Below are 12,893 nucleotides of genomic sequence, written 5' to 3'. Positions count from 1 at the left end.
AGCGGAGATCATGGATTTCCTCAAGATGATGAAGCAGGCCAAGCAGATGCAGGAGAAGATGGGCTCCCTGCAGGAAGCTTTCGCCAACATCGAGACCGAAGGCACGTCTGGCGGCGGGCTGGTCAAGATCACCATTGCCGGCAAAGGCGAAATCCGCAGCCTGAAGATCGACCCGTCGCTGTTCAAGGAAGACGACGTGGAGATCCTGGAAGACCTGATCATCGCAGCTCACAACGAAGCGCGGATCAAGGCCGAAACCCTGATGCAGGAAAAAACCCAGGAACTCATGGGCGGCATGGGCCTGCCCTCGGGCATGAAGCTGCCGTTCTGATCCTTTAAACAACACCCCTCATCCGCCCCTCCGGGGCACCTTCTCCCCTTGAAGGGGCGAAGAGAAACAGGCCGCGAGGCTTGCGCCAATCAACCTCTCCCCGGCGGGGGAGAGGTCGGGCCAACAGGCCCGGGTGAGGGCGGGTTCCCGAATGTGAAGATGTAAGCCGATGGCGCAGAACAAGGTTGCCGGTCCTGAAATCGAGCGGTTGATCCAGCTCCTGAGCAAGCTGCCGGGCCTCGGACCCCGGTCGGCGCGCCGTGCCGCGCTGCATCTGATCAAGAAGAAAGACCAGCTGCTGGTTCCTCTGGCCGAGGCCATGGGTGTTGCTGTCGAAAAGATCGGCGTCTGCTCCACCTGCGGCACGGTCGACACCTCCGACCCTTGCGCGATCTGCTCGGACCCGAAACGGGATCAGACCGTTCTGGTCGTCGTGGAAGATGTCGCTGACCTTTGGGCGCTGGAGCGGGCTGCCGCCATCAACGCCCGATATCATGTCCTCGGCGGCAACCTGTCGCCGCTGGATGGGGTCGGGCCGGAAGATCTCAACATTGCTTCCCTGATCGAGCGCTGTCAGAGCGGTGATATCAGTGAAGTGATCCTGGCGATCAATGCCACGGTCGAGGGCCAGACCACGGCCCATTACATCACGGACCAGCTGGCGGGCCTGAACGTAAGCGTCACACGCCTTGCTCATGGCGTGCCGGTCGGCGGCGAGCTCGATTACCTCGATGAGGGCACCCTGACCCAGGCGCTGAGGGCCCGGACTAGGTTCTGATCCCTTTGGCAGACGGACGAAAACGCCCCCCCTTTCATACTTCGATGATTGCCAGTTCGAAACCTTCGTCCAGCCAGCCGGTGATGCCGCCTGCCATGATCTTGACCGGGCGGCCCAGTCCGGCCAGCCGCAGCGCGCCTCTGGCTGCGCCGTTGCAATGGGAACCGGCGCAATAGGTCACGAATAGAGTATCTTCTGGCCATGCGGCCAGCTTGGAGCGGATGAGCTTGCCATGGGGCAGGTTGATGGCGCCGGGCACATGCCCCTTAGCGAACAGGGCCGGGCTGCGCACGTCCAGCAGCACGAAGTCGGCGCCCTTCTCAAGCGCATCATGAACATCCCAGCAATCGGTTTCAAAGGTGAATTCGGCTGAGAAATGCTCCCGGGCAATATCACTGGGGGCTGCGGGTATTTCGGTGACGGCAGACATTTTTCCGGGCTCCTGTTTGATCCTGCCCGGAAGATGTAGCCGCCCGCCCGCCTGTTGCGTGATTGGCGTGATTGCCAAGATGGGTAAAAATCTTGCCAAACTGAACAGCGGAGAACTTCCGGCTTAGCTTGGCTGAGGGGTCTCATAGATCAGCAGGGCGCAGGGCATGGGACTGGCCAGATGATAAAGATCTAGAACATCCGTAAAACCGGCGGATAGACCCAGGCTCTTCCAGCCGGTCAGGGTTTCCGGGAAGTCGAACTGGCGGATGTGACGCCACATATGGTCGAACTCACTTGGGGCCAGCACGCCCCAGGCAGAGCGCAGATCCTCCGCAATCTTGTCCATGAAGCTCAGGCGTTCCGATTGGTCGGGCAGAATGGGTTCATAAAGCCCCATTATCCCGCCAGGCTTGAGAGCATTGCGCGCGGCGGAAAACAGACTTTGTTTGCCGGCCAGCGTCAGGTGATGAAGCGACAGACCACACCAGATCACATCGGCCGGCTCACGCAGCCCTTCAAGGGCAGACAGCATGTCCGTTTCCTCAAAGCATACGTCAAACCCGGTATTGGCCATGTTGGCCCGCGCCAGATCCAGCGCCAGGGAGGAAAGGTCGATGCCGCGATAGGACTCGGTCGGCCGCCGGCGGAGCAGGGTGCTTGCAAGGCTCGCGTCTCCGCAGGCGAGCTCCAAAAACCGGATGGGCTGCGGAAAACGCCTTGTCAGCTCGCGCTCCAGCAAACGGGAAACCTCCGAGTGACGGAACAGATCTGCGGCAGTGATCTTGCGGTAGATGCCCCATTCAAAGCGGAAAATATCCGCGGCATTGCTGTCTTGCGCCATGTCGGTCTCCTCCCAGAGCTTTGCTCAAGAGTAGCATTTGATGGAACTGCAACCAATAGAAGATGAAAGAGGTCTGCTCCCACCCTGGTTGACTGGTAACCCTTGTGCAGCCCACCCCTGGGTCCTATCTCTCACAAGCCTTTGTACTGTTCCGGATTTTGCAGATGTTCCAAGCCGCCTCCCGCGCCATGTCCCAGGTGTTCGAACCGCAATTCCGGGCTATTTTCTGGAAGCTGCTTGGATTCACGCTGGCCGTTCTGCTTGTCATCTGGATCCTGCTTGAGGGATTGGTGGCGGGATTCGTGGACCTGCCTTACCCCTGGCTCAACACGGTTCTGTCCATCCTCACCGGCATAGGGGCCTTTATTGGCCTCGGGTTTCTCATCGCGCCGGTTTCCGCTTTGTTTGCGGGCCTGTTTCAGGACGACATCGCCGACATCGTGGAGCGGACCGACTATCCGATGGATCTTCCGGGCAAGGCCATGCCTGTTCTGCCCTCCATCATACTGGCGCTGAAATTCACGGGCGTGGTTATTCTCGGCAACCTTTTCGCCCTCTTGTTGCTGCTGATCCCGGGGATCAACCTGGTCGCGTTTTTCCTGGTGAACGGCTATCTGCTTGGCCGGGAGTTCTTCGAGTTCGCGGCCAACCGCTTCATGCCGCCGCAAGAGGCGCGGCGCCTGCGCAAGGCGCATGGCTCCACCGTGTTCATGGGTGGTCTTGTGATTGCTGCCCTGCTGGCTGTGCCAATCCTCAATCTGATCACGCCGATCTTCGCCACCATCTTCATGATGCATCTCTTCAAGCGGATTCAGGCGCGACGTCTGAGCTGAATGCGGGAAAAGGCGTGACACTGTCCCCGCTGGCTTGATAGAGCCTGCTCACCTTGCGTGAACATGGAGAAGACGGGGTTATGCAGGACCTTCTGGAAGACATTGCCGCAAGGGCTCTCGGCGCGGAAGACCGAGGCAAGGTGGCAGACTACATTCCTGAGCTGGCGAAGGTCGACCCGGATCAGTTTGCCATCAGCGTGTCCACGGCGGACGGGCAGCTCTTTTCGGCGGGTGATGCACGGACGCCCTTTTCCATTCAGTCCATTTCCAAGGTCTTCGTTCTCGCTCTGGCGCTTGGTCAGGTTGGGGAAGCGCTTTGGCGCCGGGTCGGCCGGGAGCCATCCGGGCAATCGTTTGATTCCATCCTGCTCCTGGAGCGGGAGAAGGGCATTCCGCGCAATCCCTTCATCAACGCGGGAGCTCTTGTCACCACGGACACGTTCCTGGGATCCGCCAGCCCCCGGGAGGCGCTGGGCGCGCTGATTCGATTTGTGCGGGCGGCATCGGATCAGGACGACATCCACATCAATGAAGCTGTGGCGAAGTCCGAACTGGAGACAGCGCACAGGAACTTCGCGCTTGCGCATTACATGCGGTCCCATGGCAATCTGCTGAACAATCCTGATCTGGTGCTTGGCACTTACTGTCATCAATGCGCCATTGAGATGACCTGCGAGCAGCTGGCGCTGGCGGGCAGGTTTCTTCTGGACACGGCAGGCGCGCCCTCGCTGGTATCGCGGGAGAGGAAGCGGCGCATCAACGCCTTGATGATGACCTGCGGCCACTACGACGGATCCGGAGATTTTGCCTTCCGGGTCGGCCTTCCGGGCAAGAGCGGTGTTGGCGGCGGCATTCTGGTGATTGCGCCGGGAAGGGGCTCCGTCGCCGTTTGGTCTCCGGGCCTCAACAGCTATGGCAACTCAAAACTCGGAACCGAAGCCATGGAGATCTTCGCCAGGGAAACCGGATGGTCGATCTTCGGCTGAATTTAGCACGCGCTTGATTGTACCCTTGACGTATACGGAAGGTTCTCGTTTTTATTCCTATTTTTGCTGGCAAATCAGCAAAATGGCAGGCGGATGAGAGGTCATTAAGCGCTGGTTGAGAACTTTTTCGCCTATTTGCCGGGAAAGTCATTTAACATTCTTCCATAGGATGCTTTGACGAACGTGGACGTTGGCGCTAGAACGCTTCTAGACAACGCCTTGAAATTGCTTACGCTTACGTAAACGTAAGCTTGGCGTCGTAGGGAGAGATATTCCATGTCGAATGCCGACCTGCGGGGTAACCGCCCGCTGTCGCCCCATCTTCAGATCTACAAGCCGATCCTGACGATGGTCATGTCGATCGTGCACCGTATCACCGGCGGCGCACTGTATTTCGGGACGGTGCTGCTGGCCTGGTGGCTTATCGCAGCGGCTGCTGGCCCGTCCTACTTCGACTTCGTGAACGGGATTTTTGGCTCCATCATCGGCCGTCTCGTTCTGTTCGGATACACTTGGGCGCTGGTTCACCACATGATTGGCGGTCTGCGCCACTTCATCTGGGACATGGGCGCCGGCTTTGGACGCGAAGCCCGTGAGTGGCTGGCCCGTGCGACCATTATCGGTTCCGTCAGCCTGACCCTGATCCTCTGGATCATCGGCTACGCGGTCCGCTGAGGGAGACTGACATGACTGATATGCGCACCCCTCTGAACAAGGTCCGTGGCCTTGGCTCTGCCAAGGAAGGGACAGATCACTTCTGGCGCCAGCGTGTGACCGCTTTCGCCAACGTGTTCCTGATTTCCTTCTTCGTCATTCTCGTGATCTCGCTGCAGGGCTCGACCTATGAAGAGGTCCGGGCCTGTCTTGGCAATCCGCTGATCGCGACCTTGATGCTCCTGATGATCGTCTCCGGCATCTATCACATGAAGCTCGGCATGCAGGTGATCATCGAGGATTACGTTCATTCCGAAGGCACCAAGGTTCTGGCCCTGATGGCCAACACCTTCTTCTGTGCCCTGATGGGCTTCGGCTCGGCCTTCGCCGTGCTCAAGCTCGGCTTTGGAGGCTGATTTAAATGGCCAAGACCTATGAATTCGTCGAACACACCCATGATGTGGTGGTGGTCGGCGCTGGCGGTGCCGGCTTGCGCGCCACGCTCGGCATGGCCGAGCAGGGCCTGCGCACGGCCTGTATCACCAAGGTTTTCCCGACCCGCTCGCACACGGTGGCCGCTCAGGGCGGTATTGCCGCCTCCCTGAAAAACATGACGCCGGACTGCTGGGAATGGCACATGTACGACACGGTGAAGGGCTCCGACTGGCTTGGCGACACCGACGCCATGGAGTATCTGGCCCGCGAAGCGCCGAAGGCCGTGTATGAGCTGGAACACTATGGTGTGCCGTTCTCGCGGACCGAAGACGGCCGCATCTATCAGCGCCCGTTCGGCGGCCACATGCAGAACTACGGTGATGGCCCCCCCGTACAGCGCACCTGCGCCGCGGCTGACCGCACCGGCCACGCCATCCTGCACACGCTTTATGGCCAGTCCCTGCGCAACAACGCCGAGTTTTACATCGAGTACTTTGCGCTCGACCTGATCATGTCCGAAGACGGTGTCTGCCAGGGCGTGATCGCGTGGAACCTGGACGACGGCACTATTCACCGTTTCACCGCCAAGATGGTCGTTCTGGCCACCGGCGGTTACGGCCGCGCCTATTTCTCGGCAACCTCCGCCCACACCTGTACCGGTGATGGCGGCGGCATGGTGGCCCGTGCGGGCCTGCCGCTGCAGGACATGGAATTCGTTCAGTTCCACCCGACCGGCATCTACGGCTCGGGCTGCCTGATCACCGAAGGCGCACGCGGGGAAGGCGGCTATCTCGTCAACTCCGAAGGCGAGCGCTTCATGGAGCGCTATGCGCCTTCCGCCAAGGACCTGGCATCGCGTGACGTCGTGTCCCGCTGCATGACCATGGAAATCCGCGAAGGCCGCGGCGTTGGCAAGAACAAGGACCACATCTTCCTGCATCTGGATCACCTGGATCCGGCCATGCTGGCAGAGCGTCTCCCGGGCATTTCCGAATCCGCGAAGATCTTCGCGGGCGTGGACGTGACCAAGGAGCCGATCCCGGTTCTTCCGACCGTGCATTACAACATGGGCGGCATTCCGACCAACTATTGGGGCGAAGTGCTGAACGCGGACGGGGCAAACCCGAACCGCATCCAGCCGGGCCTCATGGCTGTTGGTGAGGCAGGCTGCGCGTCCGTTCACGGTGCAAACCGTCTTGGCTCCAACTCGCTCATCGACCTTGTGGTCTTCGGCCGCGCAGCTGCCATCCGCGCTGCGGAAGTCGTCGATCCCAAGACGCCGGTCCCGGCTCCGAACGAAGCCTCCTGCGAAAAGATCATGGACCGCTTCGACCGTCTGCGTCATGCAAACGGCTCGATCGCGACCGCGGATCTGCGCGACAAGATGCAGCGCACCATGCAGGAAGACGCTGCCGTGTTCCGCACCCAGGAAAGCCTGGAGCAGGGCTGCAAGCGCATGAGCGCCATCTGGGGCGAGCTGAAGGATCTCAAGGTCTCTGACCGGTCGATGATCTGGAACTCCGACCTGGTGGAAACGCTGGAGCTGGAAAACCTGATGGCTAACGCCATCACCACGGTCTATGGCGCGGAAGCCCGCAAGGAAAGCCGTGGCGCCCATGCCCGCGAGGACTACAAGGATGGTCCGCTCGGTGGCCGTAACGACGACGAATGGCGCAAGCACACCCTGTCCTGGGTGAGCGAAAGCGGCGAAGTGAAGCTGGATTACCGTCCAGTGGTGCTTGACCCGCTGACCAAGCACGAAGACGGCGGCATCGACCCGAAGAAGATCGCGCCGAAAGCGCGCGTCTACTAAGGAGCGGCAGGCTGGTGAGCGCACATGCGGCCCTGACGGATACGGTCAGTCCCTTCGGTACCTACAAGGCCGAAGGACTGGTCCGCGCTGCGTGGAAGCTGGCGGATCGTCACGATCTGTCCGCCTCCCTGCGAAAGCGCATAAGGTCTCTGGCCGCCTGGGCGTTTTCCGGCCCCTACGACACGGAAGCGGACGGCCTGAAGTTCCGGATCTATCCCGGTCAGAACTATGATGACCGCAAGATCCTGGCCAAGGGCCGCCTGCCTGAACGGGCCGAGCACAAGCTGCTGCACCCCTATCTGAAGGCCGGATCGGTCTTTCTGGATGTGGGCGCGAATATCGGCAGCTATAGCCTGTTTGCTGCTTCCCGCGGTGCGTGCGTTCTGGCTGTCGAGGCCAATCCGGACACGGCAGCCAAGCTGGGGTTCAACCTTCGGGCCAATGGCCTGGAGAGCGAGATCCAGGTGGCAGAGGTGGCCGTAGGAGATGCCGAAGGCTCGCTGCAACTCTGGTCCGAGCCATCCAACTGTGGCTTTGCCACCCTGGTGCCGGAACTGACCACGGGAGAATGGGCCGGAAACTGGAGCCCGAGGGACGTGCCTGTCCGTCCGCTCGCCGATCTGGTGCGCGAGGCAGGCCTCAGCCGGGTGGATGTGCTGAAGGTCGACGTTGAAGGCTTTGAGGACCGCGTGGTTCTGCCGTTTCTGCGCACAGCGGAAAGGCACATGTGGCCCCGGGTCGTAATGCTTGAAACAAATTGCCGGCCTCATTGGGCCGAGGACTGCACCAAGGTGCTTGAAGACCTCGGTTACCGCGCCGCCGGCGGAACAGAAGACAACACCGTGTTCGAGCTGGCTGCCTGAACACTGGAAGAATGTGGCCCGGACGCGAAACAAGGGCCCCAACGCGGAGCGAGAAACATGGTTCAGCTGACGCTTCCCCGGAACTCCCAGGTGACGGAAGGCAAGGTTTGGGAAAAGCCTGCCGGCGCGACCAACCTCAGGGAATACCGGATCTACCGCTGGAACCCGGATGATGGCCGCAACCCGCGGGTTGATACCTATTTCGTCGACATGGACGATTGCGGGCCGATGGTTCTCGACGGGCTCATCTATATCAAGAACAAGATCGACCCGACGCTGACCTTCCGCCGGTCCTGCCGTGAAGGCATCTGCGGGTCCTGCGCAATGAACATCGACGGCACCAACACCCTCGCCTGCACCAAGGGCGCGGAAGAGGTTGCTGGCGACGTGGTCAAGATCTACCCGCTGCCGCATATGCCGGTGGTCAAGGATCTGGTGCCGGATCTCACCCGCTTCTATGCGCAGCACCGCTCGATCGAGCCGTGGCTGAAGACCGTTTCCCCAGCTCCGGAAAAGGAATGGCGCCAGTCTCATGAAGACCGTGCCAAGCTGGACGGCCTTTACGAGTGTATCCTGTGCGCCTGCTGCTCCACCTCCTGCCCGAGCTACTGGTGGAACGGCGACCGCTACCTCGGCCCGGCCATCCTGCTGCAGGCCTACCGCTGGCTGATCGACAGCCGCGATGAGGCAACCGGCGAGCGCCTGGACAATCTGGAAGATCCGTTCCGCCTCTACCGCTGCCACACCATCATGAACTGCTCTCAGGCTTGCCCGAAGGGCCTGAACCCGGCCAAGGCCATTGCCGAGATCAAGAAGATGATGGTCGAACGCCGCGTCTGATTTTTTCGGAACGAATGCAGATAACGAAAAGGGCCGCCCATTGGGTGGCCTTTTTTGATGGAAAAGCAGTTTGTTTTCGGTCGTCATGGTCGGGCTTGTCCCGACCATCTGTCAGTCATTGACTTGTATAGATCCTCGGCACGAGGCCGAGGATGACGATCGAGAGGTCGCTCAGTCAGAGGCGTTTCTATCTTAAACCGGTCAATTCCGCCGGGCCGTCCCGGCCTTGAGCCGGGACCTGTATTTCAACCCTAAAACGGATTGAGATCCCGGACTTCCGTTTCGCTCCATCAGGGACTGCGGGACGCGCCGGGAACAAAGCGGAAAGCCTGCTCCCATCTTCTTGTCCCCTCAGAAATCTGCCGTCATTGGATCCGGGCCCATCCGGTTGCCGGTATCGTCCAGTTTGGCGAGTGTCGCCATGTCATCGGCGTCAAGTTTGAAGTCGAAGACCTGGAAGTTCTGTTTGATCCGGTCCGGGTTGGCGGATTTCGGAATGACGACCAGTCCCTGATCCATATGCCAGCGGATCACCACCTGGGCAGCGGTGCGGCCATGCTTGCGGGCAATGGCGGCGACGTCACTATGCTCCAGCAGCTTGCCGCGCCCAAGCGGGCTCCAGCTCTGGGTGATGATGCCGTGCTTCTCGTGGAAGGCGCGCAATTCGGTCTGCTGGAAGTCGGGGTGCAGCTCGACCTGATTGATGACAGGCGTCACGCCCGTCTCGCCGATGATCTTCTCCAGATGCTCGGGGCAGAAGTTGGACACGCCAATGGATTTGACCTGGCCTTCTTCCTTCAGCTTGATGAAAGCCTTCCAGGTGTCGAGATAGAGTTCACGGTGCGGGCTCGGCCAGTGAATGAGATAGAGATCGACATAGTCGGTGCCGAGGCGCTTCAGGCTTGCATCGAAAGCCTTCAGCGTGGAGTCGTAGCCCTGTTCGTCATTCCAGAGCTTGGTGGTCAGGAAGATGTCCTTGCGGTCAACGCCGGAGGCCTTGATACCCTTGCCGACGCCTTCCTCGTTTCCGTAGATCGCAGCGGTGTCGATGTGCCGGTACCCTGCCTCAAGTGCGGCCTGAACGGCAGCGTCAGCGGTGTCGTTCGGAGTCTGCCAGACCCCCAGGCCAACCTGCGGGATCTCGTGGCCGTCGGCAAATTTGATCGTAGCTTGAGAAGCCATTGAATCTCTCCTGAAATGTCTTGGGGGCAGGGCGCCGAGATACCGGGCCCTGAAGGGAAACTCCTAGGCTTACATGGGCCGCGGCCTGTGTGTTTCAAGCGCTCTTGCGGTCAGAATGCCCCTGAAGAACGGGCCGATTTCGCAGCTTGCATCTTTTGCTTGCGCTCTCTCAACTTATGTTCTTTATTTGTTCCTTGGCTTTCAGGGAGCTGTTCAATCATGCCGATTCTCGATCACGTGGGTTTTGAAGTGTCGGACTATGCCGCGGCCAAAGCCTTTTATGACAAGGCGCTCGCGCCGCTCGGTATCAAGGCGCTGGTGGAAGTGGGGCCGGCACAAACCGGCAGCATCTCTTATTGCGGCTATGGAGCGGACAAGCCGGAGTTCTGGATTGGTGGACAGAAAGCGTTGAATCTCCCCGTGCATGTGGCTTTCACTGCTGCAAGCCGCGCCCTTGTCGACGCGTTCTACGAGGCTGCCATGGCTGCCGGCGGGAAAGACAACGGCGCCCCGGGCCTGCGGCCTCACTATCATGAGAACTATTACGGGGCCTTTGTTCTCGATCCGGATGGGCACAACATCGAGGCCGTCTGCCACCTTCCGGAGTAGGAGAGGAAGATGCACAAGAGCCGCTTGGCCTGTCTGGTCATCGATTGCAAGGATGGTGACTTGGAGCGTCACGAGACGTTCTGGACCAGTGCGCTTGGCCGCAACCGGGAAGAGGGAGCGAAGGATCCGAAATACCGGGATCTAATAGGTCCGGCCGGAGAAATGCGGGTGCTGCTGCAATCGGTCGAGCACGAGCCGCGGGTTCATATCGACATCGAGACGGATAACGTTCCAGCAGAGGTTGCCCGGCTGAAGAAGCTGGGTGCGGTCGAGGCCGGCGCCTGTAAAACCTGGGTGGTCATGCAAGCCCCGAGCGGTCACCGGTTCTGTGTCGTAAACCCCCAGCGCCCGGACTTTGAGGAAAATGCCAACGTCTGGCCGGATTGAAGCTGGCCTGCCTCAGAGCGAGCTTTCAAACGCCTCGACAGCTTCAATGAAGTCCTTGCCATAGCGCTCCAGCTTCGACTGGCCAACGCCGGAAACGGCGAGAAGCGCGGTGTAGGTGCCGGGGCGCGCCTTGGCGATCCCTGCCAGTGTAGCATCGGGAAACACCACATAGGGCGGCACTTCGTTCTCTTTTGCGAGTCTCGTCCTGAGGCGGCGGAGCTGTTCAAAGAGCTGGCGGTCTTCATGGTCGAGGTCATCGGCGAGGGACGCGGAGCGTTCGCCGCGGGTTTTCCTGAGACTTGCAGCGGCGCGGTCCTTGCGCAGCAGAACCTGCCGCTCGCCCCGGAAAACGGCTCTTGTGTCCTCGGTCAGGACAAGGGCGCCGAAATTGGCGTGGTCGACATCCATCAGACCGGCGGCGACCAGCTGCCGGGCGACCGATTGCCAGACCTTGGGCGAGTGTTCCTGGCCGATACCATAGACCGAGAGCGAGGTGTGGCCGAAACGGGCTGTCTTTTCGGTTTCCTTGCCAAGCAGCACATCAATGATGTGGCCGGTGCCGAAGCGCTGCTCGGTTCGGTAGACGGCGGAGAGGAATTTTTGTGCCGCCTGCGTGCCGTCCCAGGTCTCGACCGGGGAAAGGCAGGTGTCGCAATTGCCGCAGGGCTGCGGATAGGTCTCGCCGAAATGGGCCAGAAGGGCCTGTCGGCGGCAGCCGGAGGTTTCGCAGATACCGAGAAGCGCGTTCAGCTTGGCGTTTTCAGCGCGCTTGATCTCGTCCGGCGCATCGCCTTCCGCGATCATGCGGCGGCGTTGAACCATGTCGGCCATACCATAGGCCATCCAGGCCTCGGACGGCGCGCCGTCACGCCCGGCGCGCCCCGTTTCCTGGTAATAGGCCTCAACAGAGGAGGGCAGGTCCAGATGCGCGACGAAGCGCACGTCCGGCTTGTCGATGCCCATCCCAAAGGCGACGGTCGCGACCAGGCAAAGCCCTTCTTCCAGCAGGAAGGCGTCCTGATTGGCGGACCGGATATCCGGTGCGAGCCCCGCGTGATAGGGTAGAGCTCGGATACCCTTGGAACACAGCCACTCCGCAATCTCTTCCACCTTGGCACGGGAGAGGCAGTAAACAATGCCGCTTTCGTCCTTGTGGCGCGTCAGGAAGTCGAGCAGCTGCTGGCGCTGGTTGGTCCGCTCGACGATTTCATAGCGGATGTTAGGCCGGTCGAAGCTTGTCGAGAAAACCTCGGCGCTTTCCAGTTTAAGGCGGGTAATCAGGTCTTCGCGGGTATGCGGATCGGCGGTTGCCGTCAGTGCGACACGCGGCACGCCTGGATAGCGTTCTGCCAGCGTGGTCAAAGACAAGTACTCGGGCCGGAAGTCATGGCCCCATTGGCTGACGCAATGGGCCTCATCAATTGCAAAGAGCGCGATCTGGAGCGTGTCGAGAAACCGCCGGAAGCCTTCCGTCGCAAGCCTTTCTGGCGTCACGTAGAGAAGTTTCAACTCGCCGGAGCGTGCCTTGGCGCGCACTGCCTCCTGCTCTTCGGCCGAGAGAGAGGAGTTCAGCGCAGCCGCTTTGACACCCGCCGCCTCAAGCGCACCGACCTGATCCTTCATCAGGGCGATCAGAGGCGAAATCACGATGCCGACGCCAGGCCGGCAGAGTGCAGGGATCTGGAAGCAGAGAGACTTGCCGGCTCCGGTCGGAAACAGGACAACCGCATCCTTGCCGCTGACCAGCGTTTCGACGACTTCTGCCTGTCTTCCGCGGAAATCCGGATAGCCGAAGATATCGCGCAGGACATCCCGCGGACCAGTCATGTTTGTGAGGTTGTGTTTGTCCGCGAGTTGCGGCTGCGAAGCTGGCATGTGCGGCTGATTCCCTGGTTGGCGCACTGTCTCT

The 12,893-nt window shown here is 60.5% G+C and carries 15 protein-coding genes; 11 read left to right on the top strand and 4 right to left on the bottom strand.

Going from position 1 to position 12,893, the window contains the following annotated elements:
• Positions 1-10: 10 nt before the first annotated feature.
• Both IG616_RS09735 and recR read left to right on the top strand, forming a co-directional pair.
• Complete coding sequence (locus tag IG616_RS09735) at positions 11-331, top strand: YbaB/EbfC family nucleoid-associated protein (protein WP_073010588.1); 321 nt, start codon at positions 11-13, stop codon at positions 329-331.
• Between the two features lie 169 nt (positions 332-500).
• Positions 501-1,109: a recombination mediator RecR gene (recR, locus tag IG616_RS09730; protein WP_192147969.1), complete on the top strand. Its 609-nt coding sequence runs from the start codon at positions 501-503 to the stop codon at positions 1,107-1,109.
• A gap of 34 nt (positions 1,110-1,143) precedes the next feature.
• Here the strand turns inward: recR and IG616_RS09725 are convergent, their stop codons facing one another.
• Positions 1,144-1,539, bottom strand: coding sequence for a rhodanese-like domain-containing protein (locus IG616_RS09725; RefSeq protein WP_192147968.1), 396 nt, complete (start codon positions 1,537-1,539; stop codon positions 1,144-1,146).
• Positions 1,540-1,662: 123 nt separating this feature from the next.
• Entirely contained in the window at positions 1,663-2,382 is a 720-nt protein-coding gene (locus IG616_RS09720; protein WP_192147967.1) for a class I SAM-dependent methyltransferase, read from the bottom strand.
• 164 nt (positions 2,383-2,546) lie between these two features.
• On the opposite strand from IG616_RS09720, the gene IG616_RS09715 reads away from it, so the two are divergent.
• From IG616_RS09715 to IG616_RS09685, 7 genes are all read left to right on the top strand, one after another.
• Positions 2,547-3,215 (top strand): sulfate transporter family protein, encoded by a 669-nt coding sequence (locus tag IG616_RS09715; protein ID WP_192147966.1) that lies wholly within the window; start codon positions 2,547-2,549, stop codon positions 3,213-3,215.
• A gap of 80 nt (positions 3,216-3,295) precedes the next feature.
• On the top strand, positions 3,296-4,201 hold the full coding sequence (locus IG616_RS09710; RefSeq protein WP_192147965.1) for a glutaminase: 906 nt from the start codon (positions 3,296-3,298) through the stop codon (positions 4,199-4,201).
• Positions 4,202-4,477: 276 nt separating this feature from the next.
• Positions 4,478-4,876, top strand: coding sequence for a succinate dehydrogenase, cytochrome b556 subunit (sdhC, locus tag IG616_RS09705; RefSeq protein WP_192147964.1), 399 nt, complete (start codon positions 4,478-4,480; stop codon positions 4,874-4,876).
• A gap of 11 nt (positions 4,877-4,887) precedes the next feature.
• On the top strand, positions 4,888-5,271 hold the full coding sequence (gene sdhD / locus IG616_RS09700) for a succinate dehydrogenase, hydrophobic membrane anchor protein (protein ID WP_192147963.1): 384 nt from the start codon (positions 4,888-4,890) through the stop codon (positions 5,269-5,271).
• Positions 5,272-5,276: 5 nt separating this feature from the next.
• Complete coding sequence (gene sdhA / locus IG616_RS09695) at positions 5,277-7,103, top strand: succinate dehydrogenase flavoprotein subunit (protein ID WP_192147962.1); 1,827 nt, start codon at positions 5,277-5,279, stop codon at positions 7,101-7,103.
• Positions 7,104-7,117: 14 nt separating this feature from the next.
• On the top strand, positions 7,118-7,966 hold the full coding sequence (locus tag IG616_RS09690) for an FkbM family methyltransferase (RefSeq protein WP_209007415.1): 849 nt from the start codon (positions 7,118-7,120) through the stop codon (positions 7,964-7,966).
• Between the two features lie 57 nt (positions 7,967-8,023).
• Positions 8,024-8,806, top strand: a complete 783-nt coding sequence (locus IG616_RS09685) for a succinate dehydrogenase iron-sulfur subunit (RefSeq protein WP_192147961.1) — start codon at positions 8,024-8,026, stop codon at positions 8,804-8,806.
• A gap of 351 nt (positions 8,807-9,157) precedes the next feature.
• On the opposite strand, the gene IG616_RS09680 is transcribed toward IG616_RS09685, so the two are convergent.
• Positions 9,158-9,988, bottom strand: coding sequence for an aldo/keto reductase (locus tag IG616_RS09680; protein ID WP_192147960.1), 831 nt, complete (start codon positions 9,986-9,988; stop codon positions 9,158-9,160).
• 225 nt (positions 9,989-10,213) lie between these two features.
• On the opposite strand from IG616_RS09680, the gene IG616_RS09675 reads away from it, so the two are divergent.
• Together IG616_RS09675 and IG616_RS09670 are read left to right on the top strand one after the other, a co-directional pair.
• Complete coding sequence (locus IG616_RS09675) at positions 10,214-10,597, top strand: VOC family protein (protein WP_192148096.1); 384 nt, start codon at positions 10,214-10,216, stop codon at positions 10,595-10,597.
• 9 nt (positions 10,598-10,606) lie between these two features.
• Entirely contained in the window at positions 10,607-10,984 is a 378-nt protein-coding gene (locus tag IG616_RS09670) for a VOC family protein (protein ID WP_192147959.1), read from the top strand.
• Between the two features lie 12 nt (positions 10,985-10,996).
• Here IG616_RS09670 and recQ read toward each other — a convergent pair whose 3' ends face one another.
• Positions 10,997-12,859: a DNA helicase RecQ gene (recQ, locus tag IG616_RS09665; protein WP_192147958.1), complete on the bottom strand. Its 1,863-nt coding sequence runs from the start codon at positions 12,857-12,859 to the stop codon at positions 10,997-10,999.
• Positions 12,860-12,893: the final 34 nt, after the last annotated feature.

The sequence above is a fragment of the Roseibium litorale genome (assembly GCF_014842915.1).
Classification (GTDB): Bacteria; Pseudomonadota; Alphaproteobacteria; order Rhizobiales; family Stappiaceae; genus Roseibium; species Roseibium litorale.
Note: the sequence above shows the minus strand (reverse complement) of the source record. Positions and strands in the feature narration are given on the sequence as shown.